This window comes from Duganella guangzhouensis (assembly GCF_009674535.1).
GTDB lineage: Bacteria > Pseudomonadota > Gammaproteobacteria > Burkholderiales > Burkholderiaceae_D > Rugamonas > Rugamonas guangzhouensis.
The window spans coordinates 115,094-135,712 of record NZ_WKJK01000006.1; the positions used below are offsets into that span (position 1 = coordinate 115,094).

The window sequence follows — 20,619 nt, forward strand, 5'->3', positions numbered from 1 at the left end:
AATACTTGATTTAGATCATGCGCGCCTTCTTCGCCAGCTGGCTGCCCAGCCCCACCACTGCCAATCGCCGTGAACAGTTGCGCGCCGCCTTCGGCGCCCTGTGCGGCATCCTGCTGACCGCGCTGCTCAGTCAAGCGCTGCTGCAAAACACCCATGCCAGCATCTTCCTGGTGGCGCCGATCGGCGCCTCGTCGGTGCTGCTGTTTGCGCTGCCGGCCAGCCCGTTGGCGCAACCGTGGTCGGTGATTGGCGGCAATGTCGTCAGCGGTCTGGCCGGCGCCGCTTGTGTACGCTGGTTCGGTGACAGTCTGCCGCTGCCGCTGTTGGCCGGCCTGGCCTGCGGCAGTGCGATCGCCGCCATGTTCTTCATGCGTTGCCTGCACCCACCCGGCGGCGCGGTGGCGCTGACCACGGTGATCGGCGGCCCGCTGGTGCACGCGGCCGGCTTTGAATTCGTGCTGATGACGGTGCTGGCCGACTCTATTCTTCTGGTGCTGATGGCGGTGACCTACAACAACCTCACCGGTCGCGCCTACCCGCACCAGCAGACCAGCCCGCATCCGAATCCGCACGCCACCCGGGACGCGGTGCCGACCGTGCGCCTGGGCTTCAAGCCGGAAGACCTGGACGCGGTGCTGCAACAGCACAACCAGGTGCTGGATATCAGCCGCGACGATCTGGAATCGCTGTTCATGCAGACCGAACAGCGCGCCTACCAGCGCCGCTTCGGCATCATCAATTGCGCCGACATCATGTCGCACGACATCGTCAGCGCCGAGTTCGGCACTGGGCTGGCAGAGGCGTGGCAGCAGATGCGCATCCACCATGTGGCCGCGCTGCCGGTGCTGAACCGCGCGCGGCGCGTGATCGGCATCGTCACTCAGACTGACTTCCTGGAGCACGGCGGTTTGGACGATTACGGCAGCATCCGCCAGCAACTGCAGCGATTCCTGCGCAAAAGCGGCATCACTCACACCGAAAAGGCCGAGGTGGTGGGCCAGATCATGACCCAGCACCCGACCACGGCGCGGGTCGATACGCCGATTGTCGATCTGGTGCCGCTGATGGCGGACTCGGGTTTCCATCACATCCCGATCGTCGACGAAGAGCAGCGATTTGTCGGCATCGTCACCCAATCCGATCTGGTGGCGGCCTTGTATGAAAGCCGCTTCGCGGAAACCGCCGCATAAAAAAAGGCCGCGTGTGAACGCGGCCTCAATGGCGTGGTACGACCTTTTATTATTTGTATCTCCCCCTGGTTTTCTCGGTACCGCTGAACGCCATCTTACTCCTGCTCTGATAGCCAATCGACAAATAAACATGGCAATTTAAAAGTTACTCTTGCCGGCGAAAAACAATGTGTCCGATAGATACAAAAATTGTTCCTCGTCAGTCTTGTGATGGCTTATGCTATTCGCCAATTTGTTACACCTTGGACTAATCACATGACGTATCGCCGCAACATCATCGCTCCCCTGGCCGCCGCTATCGCGCTGGCCTTCGCGCCGCTGGGCGCCGTGCACGCCGCCGACACCGTGGCCGCGCCGCAAGTGAGTGCCGCTCCGGCCCACCAGGCTTTGTTGAAAATTGCAGACCAGTACTACGATGCGGTCGCCCGCTTCGATCCGGTCGGCGCCACCGAGAACGGCGACAACCGTTTCGACAATCAACTCGGCCTGAGCATCTCGCCAGCCAAGCGCGCGGTGCAGTTCAAGGCCTACCGCCAGTTCGCGCAGCGCCTGCACGCCATCGCGCGCGACCAGCTGGATGACAAGGACCGCATCAACTACGACATCCTGCAATACGAGCTGAACGGCCTGATCGCCATGGAGCGCTTCCCCGAGCATCTGCTGCCGATCAGCCAGATGGACAACATCCCGGTCACGCTGGCCAACTATGCCGGCGGCGAAGGCTCGCAGCCACTCGGCACCGTCAAGGAATACGACGCCTACCTGAGCCGCCTGGCCCAGTTGCCGGTGTGGATCGACCAGGCGATTGCCAACATGCGCGTGGGCATCAAGCAAGGCATCACCCAGCCCAAGGCGCTGATGATCTCGGCGCTGCCGCAATTCCAGAAACTGGTGAGTGCGACGCCGGAAGCCAGCATTTACTACACGCCGATCACCAAGCTGCCGGCCGCCTTCTCCGACGCCGACAAGCAACGCCTGAGCGCCGCCTACCGCAAGACCATCAACGACAAGCTGATGCCGGCGCTGGTGCGTCTGTCCACCTTCCTGGAGAAGGAATACCTGCCGGCCTGCCGCACCTCGACCGGGCTGGGCGCGCTGCCGGACGGCGCCGCCTGGTATCAGGCCCGTGTCGCCAACGCCACCACCACCACGCTGACGCCGGACGAAATCCACGCCATCGGCCTGAAGGAAGTGGCGCGCATCCAGTCGCAATTTGCGGTGCTGGGACCGAAGCTGGGCTACGACGGTGCGCCGGCCGGCCTGCCGGTGTGGGTGGCGGCGCAGCCGAAATTCTTCCCGTTCAAGACCGAGGAGGAAGTCCAGGCCGTGTTCCACAAGCTGAACGACGTGCTGGACACCAAGCTGCCACAAATGTTCACCTTGCAGCCGAAAGCCAAGCTGGACCTGCGCCTGGAGCCCGAGCTGAGCCGCGCCACCGCGTCCGACCACTACACCGCGCCAGCCGGCGACGGTTCGCGTCCGGGCGTGTTCTGGTCGGTGGTCAACGATCCGACCAAGTACGGCAGCACCGGCATGACCACGCTGTTCCTGCACGAGGGCAAGCCTGGCCACCACTTCCACATCGCGCTGATGCAAGAGCTGAATCTGCCTAACTTCCGCAAATATGGCGGCAACAACGCGTTTACCGAAGGTTGGGCGCTGTACGCCGAAACGCTGGGCAAGGAAATGGGCTTGTTTGACGATCCGGCCCAGTACTTCGGCCATCTGAACGATGAAATGCTGCGCGCGGTGCGCCTGGTGGTCGATACCGGCATGCACGCCAAGGGCTGGACCCGCGAGCAAAGCATCCAGTACATGCAGGATACGCTGGGCTACACCGATTACGCCAAGAGCGAGACCGAACGCTACATGGCGTGGCCGGGTCAGGCGCTGGGCTACAAGGTCGGTTCGTTGAAGATCCAGGAGCTGCGCAAGCGCGCCGAGACGGCGCTGGGCGCCAAGTTCAGCCTGCCAGCCTTCCACGCCGTGGTGCTGGATGACGGCACCGTGCCGCTGGCCCTGCTGGAACAGAAGGTCGACCGCTGGATCGCTGCGCAACAGTAATCGTTTCGGGCGGGCCGTCCTGGCCCGCCGTTTCCCTCCCCCTTATTTAGCGTAGCCCTTGATGCGCTCGATCACCGCCGCCGGCAGCGCGGTGATCTGCTTGGCGTGGTTGGCAAACACGATCTGCTGGCGTCCGACCGAGACCGGCCGGCCGTTCGCATAAAAGCGGAACTCCAGCCAAAATGAGCACTTTTTGACGTCATAAGCGTTCAACTCGCAAGAAACCTCCTGGAACGGGAAAGTCTCCTGCAGGTAGTCCTGTTCCGCGTGCTTGGTGATGAAGACGCCCTCTTTCTGCAGCATGTCGGACGATATGCACTCGAAGAACCATTTTTCGCGGCAGATGCCTTGCCATTCAAAGTAGCGGGCAAAGTAGGTATTGCCGTAGGCGTTGGAGTCTTTCAGGTAAATGGTCAGCGAATGGGTGAAGGTCTGGGTGGTAACTTGCATCAGCATGATGTTCTCCTAAAGTGGTTACCCGGCAACCGGGCAACCCCACTACGCGGGAGTTGGCATGGTGGAAGTTTGATCTTGCACAAATCCTGTTGCGATATTCGAGCGAGCCGCTGCAGGCCGCGCAATACTTGGTTCCCCCGCTTACTCATCGGACAGCGCCATGCATTCGCTCCTGCCAGCCGTGGTTTCCCTGCTCTTCCTGTGCTACGGCGCTTATGTGCTGCATTCAAGGGGCGTGAACCGCATCAGCCTGACCTTCTTTGTGCTGTGCGTGACCACTTTTTGCTGGCAATTCACCTGGGCCATCCTGTTCCAGCTGCGCGACGCCCAGGAGGCGCTGCTGCTGGCCAAGCTGGGCTATCTGCTGATTTTGTTCCTGCCGACCACGCTGTACCACTTCATTGCCGAGCTGACCGGACAGCACGGCGAGCGCCGCCGGGTGGCGCTGTCCTACGCCTTTGCCGGCGCGCTGGGCGTGGCGCTGCTGGCCAGCGATTGGGTGGTGGCCGGCCTGTATCGCTATTTCTTCGGTTTTTATCCCAAAGCCGGGCCGCTGCACGCGCTGCACCTGCTGCAGACGGCGCTGGTGGTCGGGCGCGGGCTGTGGTTGCTATACCGGCGCCAGCAGCAGGCGGTGTCGACCGAAAAGACGCGGCTGCGCTATTGCCTGGTCAGCCTGCTGATCTACTTTTTTGCCGCAGTGGATTATCTGTGCAACTACGGCGTGCAGTTTTATCCGCCCGGCGTGCTGTTTGTCGCCGCCAGCCTGGGGCTGATCGCCCAGGCCATGGTACGGCACAACCTGCTGGCCGATCCGTTGGAGGTGGCGGCCACCATCGCGCATGAGGTACGCACGCCGCTGGCCACCATCCGCAACCAGTCGCGCCTGTTGTCCCGCTCGTTGCCGGAGTTGATGGCCGGCTACGAGCGGGCGCTGGCGCATGGGCTGATCGTCAGCGGGCTGTCAGCCAACCAGCGGCAATATCTGGCCGGGCTGGGACAGCATATCGAGACCGAGATTTGCCGCTCCAATTTCATCGTCGACATGATGCTGGCCTCGGCCCGCGCCGGCACGCTGAACCGCGCCGATTTCGCCAATCACTCGATCAAGAAATGCGTGGATGAGGCACTGGCCAGTTATCCATTCGAAAGCGCGATGCGGGACAAGGTGCAAGTCCTCGGCGCCGAAGATTTTACTTTTTTCGGTTCCGATGTATTGCTGGTGTATGTGCTGTATAACCTGTTCAAAAATGCGCTGCACGCGATTAAATCAGCCGGACGCGGCGAGGTGGAAATAACGCTGACCGGCCGCCGATTATTGGTCACCGATACCGGCCCTGGTATTCCAGACGATGTATTACCCCATGTATTTGAACCGTTTTATAGCACCGGCGGCACCGGCATGGGATTGGCTTTTTGCCAGAAAGTGATTACCGCTTTTGGCGGCAATATTCAATGCGAATCCAAGATGGGGAAATATACCCGCTTTGCGCTGTCATTTCCGCAGCGGGCAAATTTAAGCGTTTAATTCCTCGCCGCTGACTTTTTCCAAATCGGTTTCATCGCCCAGCACATATATTTTCGAACCGCGCAGCACTTCTAGAATAAATGGCTGCTGTTCGCGCAGACGACGTTTAAAGTCGGGAATGGAATACAGATTGGGATTAATTTTACGGCGCAATAAACGCTCCGCCACCGGCAGCCGGGATAATAATTCGCCGTAACTGGTGTTATCGCCAATCAGCAATAACTCCACCGGCGTATCCATATGCTCCTGTTCCTTGGCGGTGGCGCCATACACAAACGCCACATTCAGCACATGCTGCAGCGGCGCCAGCGCCGAATTCAGCACGCTGACCAGGCCGAAGGTCTTCTTCACCAGGCCGCTGAGTTCACCGAAAACAATGCAATCCTTGTTCGGCCTGAAGCGGCGCACATTGCCGATGCGCTCGGAGACGATCACCCCGGACTCATGCAGCCGCTTCAGCTCGCGCTGCGCCGAAGCGCTGCCCAGGCCCGTCAGACGCATGATTTCGTTGAGGTGGAATCCTTGATTCACACGTACAAACAGCAAGCCCAGCAGTTTTTGCTGGGCGGGAGTGAAGAGGGCTTGAGCAATCATAGCCAAATCTTAGCATGAACGAACTATTTGCTGGCATGCCATATAGAGCTGGGCGACATATTTTAGCGCCGCCTTGGCAAGCACCGCGCCCAGTTCACTTACACATTGCCAAGTTGGCATCATATAATGTGGCAACACAAACTTGCCATTGGACACATGTACTCCCGTTATCTGTTTGCCGCCGCCCTGCTCCTGCCCTGCCACGCCGCACCTGCCGAAGACGCGCCCAAAGCCATCATCGCCGTGGTGGGTGATGCCGACCGTTTCACCATCGGTCAGGAAGGCTTTTGCGGCGCCCGCACTGACATCGATTCCCCAAGCGGTAAGAAATTTAAAATCCCCGCTGATAAAACCACGCATTTCTATATTCAATCGCGGCTCCATGTACCGACCGGAGTATATACTTGCGAAGGCGAATACTCATTTATTCCCTCGCCCGGCATGCTGCATATTATTCGTTACACTTTTAACGGTGAGCACTGCAGGCTGGAAATGTTTAAAAGCGAACCAGGCGGCACACCTAAACCAGCCGGCCTTCATTCGGAACCGATGCAAAACTGTTTTCTAAATAAATAGGCAAAAAAAAACGGCACCCGCAGGTGCCGTTTTTATTTACAGCGAAGAGATTATGCTTCGCCGTCGTGTGGAATAACCGATTCGGTCGCTTCCACTGCCGAGCCAGCCATCGCGGCTTTTTCCGCAGCCAGCAGCGCTTGACGCTCTTCGACTTCCCACTGCTCTTTCTCTTTGCGAGCGCGGTGGAATGCCAAACCGGTACCGCCTGGAATCAGACGACCAACGATCACGTTTTCTTTCAGGCCGCGCAGACCATCGCGCTTGCCCATGATCGCCGCTTCGGTCAGCACGCGGGTGGTTTCCTGGAACGATGCGGCCGAGATGAACGAGTCAGTCGACAGCGACGCTTTGGTAATACCCAGCAGCACGTTCTCGTAAGTCGCAGGAATCTTGTTCTCTGCGGTCACGCGATCGTTCTCATCCAGCATTTCCGAACGCTCAACCTGCTCGCCAACGATGTAGTTGGTGTCGCCGGCATTGACGATCTGCACCCGACGCAGCATCTGACGCACGATCACTTCGATGTGCTTGTCGTTAATCTTCACGCCCTGCAGACGGTACACGTCCTGCACTTCGTCAACGATGTAACGCGCCAGCGCTTCGATACCCAGCAGACGCAGGATGTCTTGCGGATCGGCCGGGCCGTCCACGATCATCTCGCCCTTGTTCACCACCTGGCCGTCGTGCACCAGCACTTGCTTGTCCTTGGTAATCAGGAACTCGTGCTTGTTGCCGTCCATGTCGGTGATTTCCAGACGCTGCTTACCCTTGGTTTCTTTACCGAAGGCAACAGTACCGGTAACTTCCGCCAGCATGCCCGCATCTTTCGGCGAACGTGCTTCGAACAGCTCGGCCACGCGTGGCAGACCACCGGTAATGTCACGGGTTTTCTGCGATTCGGTCGGGATACGTGCCAGCACTTCACCCACCGATACCGATTGACCGTCTTTCACCATGATCAGCGCGCCAACCTGGAAGCCGATCGCTACCGCGTGTTCGGTGCCGGCGATCTTCACTTCCTGGCCATCTTCGTTCAGCAGTTTGACCTGCGGACGCATGGTTTTGGTCAGCGAACCGCGACGTTTGGCATCGATCACCACCAGCGTGGCCAGACCGGTCACTTCGTCCACCTGACGGGCCACGGTCACGCCTTCTTCGACGTTCTCGAAACGCACCGTACCGGCGTACTCGGTAATGATCGGACGGGTCAGCGGATCCCAGGTCGCCAGGGCGGTACCGGCTTTCACGGTCAGGCCATCCTTGACGATCAGGGTCGCGCCGTACGGCACTTTGTGGCGCTCGCGCTCACGGCCGTGGTCGTCGGTGATCAGTACTTCGCCCGAACGGGAAATGACGATCTGCGCGCCCTTGCCGTTGGTCACATAACGCATGGTCGAGGTGAAGCGGATGATACCGTTCGACTTGGCTTCCACCGACGATGCCACTGCCGCACGCGACGCCGCACCACCAATGTGGAAGGTACGCATGGTCAGCTGGGTACCCGGCTCACCGATCGACTGCGCTGCCACCACACCAACTGCCTCGCCGGAGTTGACCAGCAGGCCGCGGCCCAGGTCGCGGCCGTAGCACTTGGCGCACAGGCCGAAGCGGGTGTCGCAGGTCAGCGGGGTGCGGACTTTGACTTCGTCGATGCCGACGCGTTCGATTTCTTCCACCATGTCTTCGTCCAGCAGCGTGCCGGCTTCGTACAGGGTTTCCTGGGTTTCAGGATTGACCACGTCGGTACCTGCCACGCGGCCCAGAATACGGTCGCGCAGGGCTTCGATCACTTCACCACCTTCGACCATCGCCTTCATGACGGTGCCGTTCGAGGTGCCGCAATCGTCTTCGATCACCACCAGATCCTGGGTCACGTCGACCAGACGACGGGTCAGGTAACCCGAGTTCGCGGTTTTCAGTGCCGTATCCGCCAGACCTTTACGAGCGCCGTGGGTCGAGATGAAGTACTGCAACACGTTCAGACCTTCGCGGAAGTTCGCGGTAATCGGGGTTTCGATAATCGAACCATCCGGTTTCGCCATCAGACCACGCATACCGGCCAGCTGACGAATCTGTGCCGCCGAACCACGGGCGCCCGAGTCGGCCATCATGTAAATCGCGTTGAACGATTCCTGAGTGGTCTGGGTGCCGTCGCGTTTGACAACGTCTTCGACTTTCAGCTGGTCCATCATGGCCTTGCCGACTTCGTCGGAAGTCTTGCCCCAGATGTCGACCACTTTGTTGTAGCGTTCGCCGGCGGTCACCAGACCGGAAGCGTACTGCTGTTCGATCTGCTTGACTTCCGATTCGGCGGTCGAGATCAGGATCTTCTTCTGCGGCGGTACCAGCATGTCGTCCACGCAGATCGAAATACCGGCGCGGGTCGCCAGGCGGAAGCCCGACTGCATCAGCTGGTCGGCAAACACCACGGTAGCGCGCAGGCCGCACTTACGGAACGAGGTGTTGATCAGCTTGGAAATTTCTTTTTTCTTCAGCGCGCGGTTCAGCACCGAGAACGGCAGACCTTTCGGCAGGATCTCGGACAGGATCGCACGACCCACGGTGGTTTCGTAGCGGGTCAGCGTACGCACGAACTCGCCAGTGGTAGCGTCTTTTGGATTCTCGACGATACGCACGGTGATGCGGGTAGTCAGTTCCACTTCCTTGTTGTCGTAGGCACGGATGACTTCCGACACGTCAGGGAACAGCATGCCCTCGCCCTTGGCGTTGATCGCTTCGCGGGTCGCGTAGTACAGACCCAGCACGATATCCTGCGAAGGAACGATCGATGGTTCGCCGTTCGATGGGAACAGGATGTTGTTCGACGCCAGCATCAGGGTACGGGCTTCCATCTGCGCTTCGATCGACAGCGGCACGTGAACTGCCATCTGGTCACCGTCGAAGTCAGCATTGAATGCCGCGCAAACCAGTGGGTGCAGTTGGATCGCTTTACCTTCGATCAGCACTGGCTCGAAAGCCTGAATGCCCAGACGGTGCAGGGTTGGTGCACGGTTCAGCATGATCGGGTGTTCGCGGATCACATCTTCCAGGATGTCCCACACCACTGGTTCTTGAATCTCAACCAGTTTCTTGGCAGCCTTGATCGTGGTCGCCAGACCCATCAGTTCCAGCTTGTTGAAGATGAAGGGCTTGAACAGTTCCAGCGCCATCAGCTTCGGCAGACCGCACTGGTGCAGTTTCAGCTGTGGACCCACCACGATCACCGAACGGCCAGAGTAGTCGACGCGTTTACCCAGCAAGTTCTGACGGAAGCGGCCGCCCTTACCTTTGATCATCTCAGCCAGCGATTTCAGCGGACGCTTGTTGGCGCCGGTCATCGCTTTGCCGCGACGGCCGTTGTCCAGCAGCGAATCGACCGCTTCTTGCAGCATGCGCTTTTCGTTGCGCGTGATGATCTCTGGAGCGCGCAGCTCCATCAAACGCTTGAGACGATTATTACGGTTAATGACGCGGCGATACAGGTCATTCAGGTCCGAGGTGGCGAAACGGCCGCCGTCCAGTGGCACCAGTGGGCGCAGTTCCGGTGGCAGCACCGGCAGCACTTCCATGATCATCCACTCAGGCTTGATGCCCGAACGCTGGAACGCTTCCAGCACTTTCAGACGCTTGGCGTATTTCTTGATCTTGGCTTCGGACTTCGATTCCTTCAGTTCCACGCGCAGGGTTTCGGCATCGCGGTGGATGTCGATCGAGCGCAGCAGTTCACGGATACCTTCCGCGCCCATGTAGGCGGTGAAGTCGTCGCCGTACTCTTCGTACTTGGCGGCGTAGTCGTCTTCCGACATGATCTGGCACTTTTTCAGCGGGGTCATGCCTGGATCGGTCACGACGTATGCTTCGAAGTACAGCACGCGTTCGATATCGCGCAGCGTCATGTCCAGCACCATGCCCAGACGCGACGGCAGCGATTTCAGGAACCAGATGTGGGCGGTCGGCGAAGCCAGTTCGATGTGGCCCATGCGCTCACGACGCACCTTGGCCAGCGTGACTTCAACGCCGCATTTTTCGCAGATCACGCCGCGGTGTTTCAGGCGTTTGTACTTGCCGCACAGGCATTCGTAGTCTTTGATCGGGCCAAAGATCTTGGCGCAGAACAGACCGTCGCGCTCTGGCTTGAAGGTACGGTAGTTGATGGTTTCCGGCTTTTTAACTTCGCCGTAGGACCACGAACGGATTTTCTCAGGCGAAGCGAGACCGATTTTGATCGCGTCAAAGGTCTCGTTCGTCTGTACTTGCTTGAATAGATCGAGCAGTGCTTTCATGTATCACTCCAGGTAGTGATGAATTCTTAAACTGCCCCGCCAGCGACGCCAGCGGGGCCCGTGCGTGTGAACTTAAGCTCGAAGCTTTAGTTGCGTTCCAGGTCGATATCGATACCCAGGGAACGGATCTCTTTCACCAGCACGTTGAACGATTCCGGCATGCCGGCGTCGATCACGTGGTCGCCCTTGACGAGGTTTTCGTACACTTTGGTACGGCCATTCACGTCATCGGACTTCACGGTCAGCATTTCTTGCAGCACGTACGAGGCGCCGTACGCTTCCAGTGCCCACACCTCCATCTCACCGAAGCGCTGACCACCGAACTGGGCTTTACCACCCAGCGGCTGTTGCGTCACCAGCGAGTAAGGACCGGTCGAACGGGCGTGCATCTTGTCGTCGACCAAGTGGTGCAGTTTCAGCATGTGCATCACGCCGACGGTAACCTTGCGCTCGAACGCTTCGCCGGTGCGGCCGTCGTACATGGTGACCTGGTTCTTCGACGCGGTCATGCCCAGGTTGCGGGCGATGTCGTCAGGGTAAGCCAGGTCCAGCATGCGGCGGATTTCCTCTTCGTGCGCACCGTCAAACACCGGCGTTGCGAACGGCACACCTTTTTTCAGGTTGCGCGCCAGCTTCATGATCTCTTCATCATCGAAGTTGTCCAGATCTTCCGGACGGCCGGTTTCGTTGTAGACCGTGGTCAGATACTTGCGCATCTCTTCCACTTTGATCTGCTGCGCCAGCATTTCGCTGATGCGGATACCCAGACCCTTGGCAGCCCAGCCCAAGTGGGTTTCCAGAATCTGACCCACGTTCATACGGGACGGAACACCCAGCGGGTTCAGCACCACGTCGGCCGGCGTACCGTCCGCCATGTGCGGCATGTCTTCCACCGGCACGATACGCGACACCACACCCTTGTTACCGTGGCGACCCGCCATCTTGTCGCCCGACTGCAGGCGGCGTTTCACGGCCAGGTAAACCTTGACCATTTTCTGCACGCCAGGTTGCAGCTCGTCGCCCTGGGTCAGTTTCTTGCGCTTCTCTTCGAAGGCCAGATCGAACTGGTGGCGCTTCTCGTTGATCGATTCCTTGATCGCTTCCAGCGCGGTGGCCGATGCGTCTTCCGCCGGGCGGATGTCGAACCAGTGGTATTTGTCCAGATCGTCCAGGTATTCCTTGGTGATCTTAGCGCCCTTGGCCAGCTTCTTCGGACCGCCGTTGACCACTTGGCCAATCAGCATTTTTTCCAGACGCTGGAAGGCGTCGCCCTCGACGATACGCATCTGGTCGTTCAGGTCCAGACGGAAACGCTTCAGTTCATCGTCGATGATCTGTTGCGCGCGCTTGTCACGCACGATGCCTTCGCGGGTGAACACTTGGACGTCGATCACGGTGCCGACCATGCCCGAAGGCACGCGCAGCGAGGTGTCTTTCACGTCCGAGGCTTTCTCGCCGAAGATCGCGCGCAGCAGCTTCTCTTCCGGGGTCAGCTGGGTTTCGCCTTTTGGCGTCACTTTACCGACCAGGGTGTCACCGGCCTGCACTTCGGCGCCGATGTACACGATGCCGGATTCATCCAGACGCGCCAGCTGGTTCTCAGCCAGGTTCGAGATGTCGCGGGTGATTTCTTCCGCGCCCAGCTTGGTGTCACGAGCAACAACGCTCAGCTCTTCGATGTGGATCGAGGTGTAACGGTCGTCTTTGACGACGTTTTCCGAGATCAGGATCGAATCCTCGAAGTTCAGACCATTCCATGGCATGAAGGCCACGGTCATGTTCTGGCCCAGTGCCAGCTCGCCCAGGTCGGTCGATGCGCCGTCAGCGATCACGTCGCCTTTGGCCACGCGGTCACCGCGCTCAACAATAGGACGCTGGTTAATGTTGGTGTTCTGGTTGGAACGGGTGTACTTGATCAGGTTGTAGATATCCACACCGACTTCGCCCGCGGTCGCTTCGTCGTCGTTGACGCGAATCACCACACGGCCTGCATCGATGTAATCCACGATACCGCCACGGACTGCCTGCACGGTGGTGCCGGAGTCGACTGCAACAGTACGTTCGATACCGGTACCGACCAGCGCCTTTTCAGGACGCAGGCAAGGCACAGCCTGACGCTGCATGTTGGCGCCCATCAGTGCACGGTTCGCATCATCGTGTTCCAGGAATGGAATCAGCGAGGCTGCGACCGAGACGATCTGGCCTGGCGCCACGTCCATGTACTGCACGCGCTCTGGCGACACCAGAATGGTTTCGCCGGCTTCACGCGACGACACCAGTTCGTCGTTCAGCTTGCCGCTTTCATCGATCTTGGCATTTGCCTGAGCGATGATGTAACGGCCTTCTTCGATCGCCGACAGGTAGTCGATCTGGTCGGTTACCTTGGAGTCCACCACCTTGCGGTATGGGGTTTCCAGGAAGCCGTATTCGTTCAGGCGGGCGTACAGTGCCAGCGAGTTGATCAGACCAATGTTCGGACCCTCAGGAGTCTCGATCGGGCACACGCGGCCGTAGTGGGTCGGGTGCACGTCGCGCACTTCAAAGCCGGCGCGTTCGCGGGTCAGACCGCCAGGGCCCAGTGCGGACACACGGCGCTTGTGGGTGATTTCCGACAGCGGGTTGGTCTGGTCCATGAACTGCGACAGCTGCGACGAACCGAAGAACTCGCGGATAGCGGCCGAGATCGGCTTCGAGTTGATCAGGTCGTGCGGCATCAGGTTGTCGGCTTCGGCTTGACCCAGACGCTCTTTGACGGCGCGCTCAACGCGCACCAGGCCGGCGCGGAACTGGTTCTCGGCCAGTTCGCCGACGCAACGCACGCGACGGTTACCCAGGTGATCGATATCGTCGACTTCGCCGCGGCCATTGCGCAGCTCGACCAGGATCTTGATCACGGCCAGCACGTCTTCGTTCGACAGCGTCATGGCGCCGGTCAGTTCATCGCGGCCAATGCGGCGGTTGAACTTCATGCGGCCGACGGCCGACAGGTCGTAGCGGTCCGGGCTGTAGAACAGGCCGTTGAACAGCGCTTCCACCGACTCTTCGGTTGGCGGTTCGCCAGGACGCATCATGCGGTAGATCGCGATGCGGGCGGCGGTCTGGTCGGCGGTGTCGTCGATGCGCAGCGTCTGCGAGATGTAGGCGCCCTGGTCCAGATCGTTGGTGTACAGGGTCTGGATGTCGTTGACGTTGGCGTCGCGCAGACGGTTCAGCACTTCATCGGTCAGCTCATCGTTGGCGTTGGCGATCACCTCGCCGGTGTCGGCGTCGACGATGTTCTTGGCCAGCACGCGGCCCAGCAGGTAGTCTTCCGGTACCGAAATGTGTTTCAGGCCGGCGCCATCGATGTCGCGTACATGCTTGGCATTGATACGCTTGTCTTTCATGACGATGGTCTTGCCAGTCTTCGGATCGACGATGTCGAAGCGCGCGACTTCACCGCGCAGGCGTTCGGCGACGAATTCCATTTCCGCGCCTTCGGAGCGCAGGTGGAAGTTGTCGAACACGAAGAAGTTGGCCAGGATTTGTTCCGGCGACATGCCGATCGCTTTCAGCAGGATGCTGACTGGCATCTTGCGGCGACGGTCGACGCGGAAGTACAGAATGTCTTTCGGGTCGAACTCGAAGTCCAGCCACGAGCCGCGGTAAGGAATGATGCGGGCCGAGAACAGCAGTTTGCCGGACGAGTGGGTCTTGCCACGGTCGTGCTCGAAGAACACGCCCGGGGAGCGGTGCAGCTGCGAAACGATAACGCGCTCGGTACCATTGATGACGAACGAACCGGTGGAGGTCATCAGGGGCAGTTCGCCCATGTAGACTTCCTGTTCCTTCATTTCCTTGATGACCGGCTTGGTCGGCGATTCCTTGTCCAGGATCACCAGGCGCACCTTGGCGCGCAGCGGCGACGCGAAGGTCAGGCCGCGCAGCTGGCATTCCTTGACGTCAAAGACAGGGTCGCCCAGCACGTACGACAAGAACTCCAGACGTGCGAAGCCATTGTGCGAAACGATGGGGAAAATCGAAGTGAAGGCCGACTGCAGGCCGTCATTCTTACGGGTCGACGGGGCGACGTCTTCCTGCAAGAAACTATGGTAGGACTCGAGCTGGGTAGCCAGCAGGAACGGAACGTTGTGAACGTTGGCGCGCTTCGCGAATGATTTGCGAATGCGTTTCTTCTCAGTAAATGAGTAGTGCATGGACACTCCGTGAGTGACAGAAAGGGAAAAAATTTCAGGTTTAGCCTGTGTGGCGTAGGCTGTCTGTCACACAGACGAAACCTGAAACTTCTACCATTTCCAGCTGATTCAATTGGGACTGCAACGTCAATACAACGCTACAAATACGACACAGACGACAAAGGAGCCAAAGCCGAAAGTTTCCCCTCATGCAAGGGGAAACTTCCGCAGCTTTGGCTCGTGGCGCTAACTATAAGCTGTTAGCGGCCGGTACAACGAATTACTTCAGGTCAGCCTTGGCGCCAGCTTCTTCCAGCTTTTTCTTAGCGGCTTCAGCGTCAGCTTTCGACAGGGCTTCTTTTACGGTTTTTGGTGCGCCATCAACCACGTCTTTGGCTTCTTTCAGGCCCAGACCGGTGATTTCGCGAACTGCTTTAATCACGCCAACTTTGTTCGCGCCGACTTCGGTCAGAACCAGGTTGAACTCGGTTTGCTCTTCAGCAGCGGCTGCAGGACCTGCGCCACCAGCGGCTGGAGCAGCCATTGCGGCAGCCGATACGCCGAATTTTTCTTCGAACAGTTTGACCAGTTCGTTCAGTTCCAGCACGGACAGTTCGGAAACTGCGTTCAGGATGTCTTCTTTGCTAATTGCCATTTGAAACTCCAATAATTTTTGATTCGTTAATACAGCAGAATGCTACTTGATGAAAAACCCGGCAACCTAAGCAACTTAGGCGGCTGGCGCTTCTTCTGCGGCCACTTCGGCAGCGGCAGGAGCGCCTTCGGATTTTTTGGCGGCCAGAGCCGCCAGACCACGTGCAAAGCCCGACACCGGAGCCAGCATAACGCCCAACAACTGCGAGAGCAGAACTTCACGGCTAGGAATGCTCGCCAACGCGGCAACACCAGCTTTATCCAGCTGTTTGCCTGCGAAGTTACCGGCGGTGATGACCAGTTTGTCGTTGGTTTTAGCGAAGTCGTTGATGACTTTAGCTGCTGCAACGGCGTCGTCCGAGATCGAATAGATCAGCGGACCGGTCATGCTGTCTGCCAGCGGGGCGAACTGCGTGCCTTCAACGGAGCGACGAGCGAGGGTGTTTTTCAACACTCGCAGGTACACGCCTTGAGCGCGCGCTTTGGCACGGAGTTGCGTCAAGTGAGCAACCTGGATGCCACGATACTCGGCCACGACGATAGTTTGCGCAGTTGCTACTTTTGCGGAAACTTCGGCGACGACGGCCTTTTTGTCATTCAGATTGAGACCCACGGTCAATCTCCTTAAATGATAGCCAGCGAAATTGCCGGCCATCGGTTCGAACAACGGCGTCCGAGGTTAGGAGTCCAATGGACTGCAAAACTTGATCGGGAACACCATCTGCGTTGGGTGAGACATTCAATTAACCGGATGCCTGCCTGATGCATCCAGCCCAACGGTCTTTGATTGCGGCTGCCGCTCGCGCGGCAACCATCCCAAAGAACTGCGCCATGCCTTGCGGCACGGCGACTTGATACTTTAAAACTTAAGCGGCCAGCGTGGTCTGGTCAACACGGACGCCAGCGCCCATGGTCGACGACAGCGACACTTTACGCAGGTACACGCCTTTGGACGAAGCTGGTTTAGCTTTGTTCAGGGCGTCGATCAGTGCGTTCAGGTTCGACTTCAGATCCGCGTCAGCGAACGATTTACGGCCGATGGTGGCGTGGATGATACCGGCTTTGTCGGTACGGTACTGAACTTGACCGGCTTTCGCGTTTTTCACGGCGGTAGCGACGTCAGGGGTTACGGTGCCGACTTTCGGGTTAGGCATCAGGCCACGTGGGCCCAGGATCTGACCCAGGGTACCAACGATACGCATGGTGTCTGGCGAAGCGATGACGATATCGAAAGGCATGTCGCCGGCTTTGACGCGCTCGGCCAGGTCTTCCATACCGACCACGTCGGCGCCAGCTGCTTTAGCGGCTTCAGCCTTGTCGCCCGAGGCGAACACGGCGACGCGAACGGTCTTGCCGGTGCCGGCTGGCAGAACCACCGAACCACGAACCACCTGGTCCGATTTCTTAGGATCCACGCCCAGCTGAACCGACACGTCGATCGATTCATTGAACTTGGCGGTAGCCAGTTCTTTGATCAGCGCGACAGCGCTATCGAACGAGTAGTTCTTGGTGGTGTCAACTTTGGCCTTGATGGCTTGTGCGCGTTTGGACAGTTTTGCCATGATTACAGACCTTCCACGGTGATGCCCATCGAACGAGCCGAGCCAGCGATGGTGCGTACAGCAGCATCCAGGTCAGCAGCGGTCAGGTCAGGGGTTTTCAGTTTAGCGATTTCTTCAGCTTGAGCGCGGGTCAGCTTGCCTACCTTGTCGGTATGTGGCTTGGCCGAACCTTTTTGCACGCCCGAATGCTTCTTGATCAGGAAGGTCGCTGGTGGGGTCTTCATCACGAAGGTGAACGACTTGTCCGCGAAAGCGGTGATCACCACTGGGATCGGCATGCCTGGTTCCATACCTTGGGTCTGCGCGTTGAACGCTTTGCAGAATTCCATGATGTTCAGACCGCGCTGACCCAGCGCTGGGCCGATCGGTGGGGATGGGTTTGCTTTACCAGCTGGCACTTGCAGCTTGATAAAACCAATGATTTTCTTTGCCATGATGGCTCCTATCTTGGATATGAGTAGTAGCGCCCCACCATGCGCAACTGCAGGGCGGGGCTCCTCTTTTGCCAGAATTCACTAGGGTTTTGACACCGTCGCCCGTTCTGGCGAACGGTTGCTTATACTTTTTCGACCTGGCCGAATTCGAGTTCGACTGGTGTGGCGCGGCCAAAAATGGTGACCGAGACGCGCACTTTCGATTTCTCGTAGTTGACTTCCTCGACATTGCCGTTGAAGTCGGTGAACGGGCCGTCCTTGATGCGGACTTGCTCGCCCACCTCGTACAGCACTTTCGGCCGTGGCTTCTCGACGCCTTCCTGCATCTGCTGCATGATCTTGTCGATCTCGCGCGCTGGAATCGGGGTCGGCTTGTTCGATTTGCCGCCGATGAAGCCGGTGACTTTCGAGGTGTTTTTCACCAAGTGCCAGGTTTCGTCGGTCATTTCCATTTCCACCAGCACATAGCCGGGGAAGAAACGACGTTCGGTGACCGATTTTTGACCGTTGCGGACTTCCACCACTTCTTCGGTCGGCACCAGGATTTGGCCAAACTGGTCTTGCATGCCGGCGCGCTCGACGCGCTCGGTCAGCGCGCGCTGCACGCTTTTTTCCATGCCGGAATACGCATGCACAACGTACCAGCGCTTGTTGCTCACTGGTACGCTGATTGGCGCTGCGCCAGCGTCTTGCGGCGGAACTGCGTCCGCCGCGTCATCTTGCACATTTTCGCTCATTATTTTCGTATGCCCAGAATGACGTCGTATAACAGGAATTCCAAGGTCTTATCCGTGCCCCACAGGAAAACCGCCATCACCAGCACAAAGGCAAACACGATGCCCGTGATTTGGGAGGCCTCGCGACGGGTAGGCCACACGACCTTTTTAGTCTCGCGTACGGCTTCTTTAGCGAAATTCAGGAATTCACGGCCAGTCGACGAAGTCCACAAGATCAAAACGGCAAAAGCCAAACCAGCCACAAGTGCGCCTGCGCGTACCAGAGCTGGTTTGTCTGACAGGTAATAAAACCCGATCACGCCCACTACCGCAACGATGATCGCCAGTACAACCTTAATCTTGTCATTCGACGTGCTGACGGTCTGCACGGATTGATTAGACATTTATATTTTACTTTCGGTGCCCTGCACCAGATTCGGTGGCAGGGGCGGAGGGCATCGAACCCCCAACCTTCGGTTTTGGAGACCGACGCTCTGCCAATTGAGCTACGCCCCTACATAAAACCAGAAAGGATCGGATTATACCACCCGGACACCCGGGTGGCAATCTTGAACCTTATTAAGCGATGATCTTAGCGACCACGCCTGCGCCCACGGTACGGCCACCCTCACGGATAGCGAAACGCAGACCTTCTTCCATCGCGATCGGGTTGATCAGCTTCACAGTGATCGACACGTTGTCGCCAGGCATAACCATTTCTTTGTCCGCTGGCAGTTCGATCGAACCGGTCACGTCGGTGGTACGGAAATAGAACTGTGGACGATAGTTGTTGAAGAACGGGGTGTGACGGCCGCCTTCATCTTTCGACAGAACATAGATCTCGCCGGTGAAGTGGTTGTGCGGCTTGATCGATGCTGGCTTCGCCAGAACCTGACCACGTTGCACGTCTTCACGCTTGGTGCCGCGCAGCAGCAGACCAACGTTGTCGCCTGCTTGACCTTGGTCCAGCAGTTTGCGGAACATTTCCACGCCGGTGCAGGTGGTTTTCACGGTGTCGATGATGCCGACGATTTCGATCTCTTCGCCGACTTTGATCACGCCGCGTTCGATACGACCGGTTACCACGGTGCCGCGACCCGAGATCGAGAACACGTCTTCCACTGGCATCAGGAAGGCGCCGTCCACTGCGCGCTCTGGCGTAGGGATGTAGCTGTCCAGTGCATCGGCCAGGGCCATGATGGCTTGCTCGCCCAGAGGACCGGTGTCGCCGTCCAGTGCTTTACGTGCCGAACCTTTTACGATTGGCAGGTCGTCGCCTGGGAACTCGTATTTCGACAACAGCTCGCGCACTTCCATTTCAACCAGCTCCAGCAGCTCTTCGTCATCCACCAGATCGCATTTGTTCAGGAACACGATGATGTATGGAACGCCAACTTGGCGGGCCAGCAGGATGTGCTCGCGGGTCTGTGGCATTGGGCCGTCAGCTGCGGAGCAAACCAGGATCGCGCCGTCCATCTGGGCGGCACCGGTGATCATGTTTTTGATGTAGTCGGCGTGGCCTGGGCAGTCAACGTGAGCGTAGTGACGACCGGCGGTTTCGTACTCGACGTGCGCGGTGTTGATGGTAATGCCGCGTGCTTTTTCTTCAGGAGCAGCATCGATCTGGTCGTAAGCTTTAGCTTCGCCGCCGAATTTTTTCGACAGAACGGTTGCGATTGCAGCGGTCAGGGTGGTCTTGCCGTGGTCAACGTGACCAATGGTGCCGACGTTGACGTGCGGCTTGGTCCGCTCGAATTTCTCTTTTGCCATTTTAGACTCCTAACGATTTGGTGTGATTGGCAGGAACCCTGCCCGACTGTCTTGATAGTGCTGCCGTACTGCGTACTGCGAATTCTGGTGCCCTTGACGTGGATTGAACACGTGGCCTCTCCCTTACCAAGGGAGTGCTCTACCACTGAGCTACAAGGGCTTATTGGTACTGCTGTGATGCCTGCGCATCGGCTTGCAACAACACTGGAGCGGGTGAAGGGAATCGAACCCTCGTCATAAGCTTGGAAGGCTTCAGCTCTACCATTGAGCTACACCCGCGAGGTATTGGTTCAATTCAACTCTTCATCTACTGCGCCACTCAGTCTTTTTGCAAAAACTTGGTGGAGGGGACTGGATTCGAACCAGTGTACTCTGAGAGAACGGATTTACAGTCCGTCGCCTTTAACCACTCGGCCACCCCTCCGCGAGGAACCGCAGAGTATGAAGCAAAATTCTCGAACCGTCAACTGTTTTTATCATCTTGTCGATGCTTAGCTAACAGTTCGTCTGCTTCGGGGCGAGATTTTATACGCACCGACTGCGAAAGTGCAAGTGTTGTTTTTATGTTGCATGTTTTCCTATAGAATCATCTGATCCCACAAGCCACTTGGAGCCCC

General features: G+C 58.3%; 15 protein-coding genes and 4 tRNA genes. 3 read left to right on the forward strand and 16 right to left on the reverse strand.

The genetic code is table 11. The annotated features are described in order from the left end of the window. Nucleotides 1–17 precede the first annotated feature (17 nt). Nucleotides 18–1,190: an HPP family protein gene (locus GJ699_RS13115; protein ID WP_154376849.1), complete on the forward strand. Its 1,173-nt coding sequence runs from the start codon at nucleotides 18–20 to the stop codon at nucleotides 1,188–1,190. 255 nt (nucleotides 1,191–1,445) lie between these two features. Continuing rightward, entirely contained in the window at nucleotides 1,446–3,254 is a 1,809-nt protein-coding gene (locus GJ699_RS13120) for a DUF885 domain-containing protein (RefSeq protein ID WP_154376851.1), read from the forward strand. 42 nt (nucleotides 3,255–3,296) lie between these two features. On the opposite strand, the gene GJ699_RS13125 is transcribed toward GJ699_RS13120, so the two are convergent. After that, nucleotides 3,297–3,710, reverse strand: a complete 414-nt coding sequence (locus GJ699_RS13125; protein ID WP_154376853.1) for an acyl-CoA thioesterase — start codon at nucleotides 3,708–3,710, stop codon at nucleotides 3,297–3,299. A gap of 160 nt (nucleotides 3,711–3,870) precedes the next feature. On the opposite strand from GJ699_RS13125, the gene GJ699_RS13130 reads away from it, so the two are divergent. Next, complete coding sequence (locus tag GJ699_RS13130; protein WP_154376855.1) at nucleotides 3,871–5,238, forward strand: sensor histidine kinase; 1,368 nt, start codon at nucleotides 3,871–3,873, stop codon at nucleotides 5,236–5,238. Here GJ699_RS13130 and GJ699_RS13135 read toward each other — a convergent pair. The 15 genes from GJ699_RS13135 to GJ699_RS13205 all read right to left on the reverse strand — a co-directional run bounded on the left by GJ699_RS13135 (nucleotide 5,227) and on the right by GJ699_RS13205 (nucleotide 20,426). Beyond that, nucleotides 5,227–5,832: a helix-turn-helix domain-containing protein gene (locus GJ699_RS13135; protein WP_154376857.1), complete on the reverse strand. Its 606-nt coding sequence runs from the start codon at nucleotides 5,830–5,832 to the stop codon at nucleotides 5,227–5,229. The genes GJ699_RS13130 and GJ699_RS13135 overlap by 12 nt on opposite strands. A 9-nt stretch (nucleotides 5,833–5,841) precedes the next feature. Further along, a complete protein-coding gene (locus tag GJ699_RS13140; protein WP_154376859.1) occupies nucleotides 5,842–6,204 on the reverse strand; it encodes a hypothetical protein in 363 nt (120 codons plus the stop codon). Nucleotides 6,205–6,458: 254 nt separating this feature from the next. After that, on the reverse strand, nucleotides 6,459–10,691 hold the full coding sequence (gene rpoC, locus GJ699_RS13145; protein WP_154376861.1) for a DNA-directed RNA polymerase subunit beta': 4,233 nt from the start codon (nucleotides 10,689–10,691) through the stop codon (nucleotides 6,459–6,461). Between the two features lie 86 nt (nucleotides 10,692–10,777). Then, nucleotides 10,778–14,887 carry a DNA-directed RNA polymerase subunit beta gene (gene rpoB / locus GJ699_RS13150; protein WP_154376863.1) on the reverse strand — a complete coding sequence of 1,370 codons (4,110 nt, stop codon included), beginning with the start codon at nucleotides 14,885–14,887 and terminating at the stop codon, nucleotides 10,778–10,780. A gap of 259 nt (nucleotides 14,888–15,146) precedes the next feature. Then, on the reverse strand, nucleotides 15,147–15,521 hold the full coding sequence (gene rplL / locus GJ699_RS13155; RefSeq protein WP_154376865.1) for a 50S ribosomal protein L7/L12: 375 nt from the start codon (nucleotides 15,519–15,521) through the stop codon (nucleotides 15,147–15,149). 75 nt (nucleotides 15,522–15,596) lie between these two features. Further along, on the reverse strand, nucleotides 15,597–16,133 hold the full coding sequence (rplJ, locus tag GJ699_RS13160) for a 50S ribosomal protein L10 (protein ID WP_371867554.1): 537 nt from the start codon (nucleotides 16,131–16,133) through the stop codon (nucleotides 15,597–15,599). A gap of 253 nt (nucleotides 16,134–16,386) precedes the next feature. After that, a complete protein-coding gene (rplA, locus tag GJ699_RS13165; protein ID WP_154376867.1) occupies nucleotides 16,387–17,082 on the reverse strand; it encodes a 50S ribosomal protein L1 in 696 nt (231 codons plus the stop codon). Nucleotides 17,083–17,084: 2 nt separating this feature from the next. Further along, a complete protein-coding gene (rplK, locus tag GJ699_RS13170) occupies nucleotides 17,085–17,516 on the reverse strand; it encodes a 50S ribosomal protein L11 (RefSeq protein ID WP_072789258.1) in 432 nt (143 codons plus the stop codon). Nucleotides 17,517–17,638: 122 nt separating this feature from the next. Then, on the reverse strand, nucleotides 17,639–18,253 hold the full coding sequence (gene nusG / locus GJ699_RS13175) for a transcription termination/antitermination protein NusG (protein WP_154376869.1): 615 nt from the start codon (nucleotides 18,251–18,253) through the stop codon (nucleotides 17,639–17,641). Then, nucleotides 18,253–18,636 carry a preprotein translocase subunit SecE gene (gene secE / locus GJ699_RS13180; protein ID WP_154376871.1) on the reverse strand — a complete coding sequence of 128 codons (384 nt, stop codon included), beginning with the start codon at nucleotides 18,634–18,636 and terminating at the stop codon, nucleotides 18,253–18,255. The genes nusG and secE overlap by 1 nt, the downstream gene beginning before the upstream one ends. Before the next feature lie 36 nt (nucleotides 18,637–18,672). Then, nucleotides 18,673–18,748, reverse strand: a tRNA-Trp gene (locus tag GJ699_RS13185). Between the two features lie 63 nt (nucleotides 18,749–18,811). Next, the gene (gene tuf, locus GJ699_RS13190) at nucleotides 18,812–20,002 is read right to left on the reverse strand and encodes an elongation factor Tu (RefSeq protein WP_154376748.1); all 1,191 of its coding nucleotides are present in this window, start codon (nucleotides 20,000–20,002) and stop codon (nucleotides 18,812–18,814) included. An 85-nt stretch (nucleotides 20,003–20,087) separates the two neighbouring features. After that, nucleotides 20,088–20,162: transfer RNA gene (locus tag GJ699_RS13195), tRNA-Thr, on the reverse strand. 45 nt (nucleotides 20,163–20,207) lie between these two features. Then, a tRNA-Gly gene (locus tag GJ699_RS13200) sits at nucleotides 20,208–20,281 on the reverse strand. 60 nt (nucleotides 20,282–20,341) lie between these two features. Next, nucleotides 20,342–20,426, reverse strand: a tRNA-Tyr gene (locus GJ699_RS13205). Nucleotides 20,427–20,619 lie beyond the last annotated feature (193 nt).

Bases quoted from the DNA above. Each gene is read 5' to 3' on its own strand.
- GJ699_RS13115 (WP_154376849.1), top strand. From the start codon at position 18: ATGCGCGCCTTCTTCGCCAGCTGGCTGCCCAGCCCCACCACTGCCAAT.
- GJ699_RS13120 (WP_154376851.1), top strand. From the start codon at position 1,446: ATGACGTATCGCCGCAACATCATCGCTCCCCTGGCCGCCGCTATCGCG.
- GJ699_RS13125 (WP_154376853.1), bottom strand. From the start codon at position 3,710: ATGCTGATGCAAGTTACCACCCAGACCTTCACCCATTCGCTGACCATT.
- GJ699_RS13130 (WP_154376855.1), top strand. From the start codon at position 3,871: ATGCATTCGCTCCTGCCAGCCGTGGTTTCCCTGCTCTTCCTGTGCTAC.
- GJ699_RS13135 (WP_154376857.1), bottom strand. From the start codon at position 5,832: ATGATTGCTCAAGCCCTCTTCACTCCCGCCCAGCAAAAACTGCTGGGC.
- rpoC (WP_154376861.1), bottom strand. From the start codon at position 10,691: ATGAAAGCACTGCTCGATCTATTCAAGCAAGTACAGACGAACGAGACC.
- rpoB (WP_154376863.1), bottom strand. From the start codon at position 14,887: ATGCACTACTCATTTACTGAGAAGAAACGCATTCGCAAATCATTCGCG.
- rplL (WP_154376865.1), bottom strand. From the start codon at position 15,521: ATGGCAATTAGCAAAGAAGACATCCTGAACGCAGTTTCCGAACTGTCC.
- rplA (WP_154376867.1), bottom strand. From the start codon at position 17,082: ATGGCAAAACTGTCCAAACGCGCACAAGCCATCAAGGCCAAAGTTGAC.
- rplK (WP_072789258.1), bottom strand. From the start codon at position 17,516: ATGGCAAAGAAAATCATTGGTTTTATCAAGCTGCAAGTGCCAGCTGGT.
- nusG (WP_154376869.1), bottom strand. From the start codon at position 18,253: ATGAGCGAAAATGTGCAAGATGACGCGGCGGACGCAGTTCCGCCGCAA.
- secE (WP_154376871.1), bottom strand. From the start codon at position 18,636: ATGTCTAATCAATCCGTGCAGACCGTCAGCACGTCGAATGACAAGATT.
- tuf (WP_154376748.1), bottom strand. From the start codon at position 20,002: ATGGCAAAAGAGAAATTCGAGCGGACCAAGCCGCACGTCAACGTCGGC.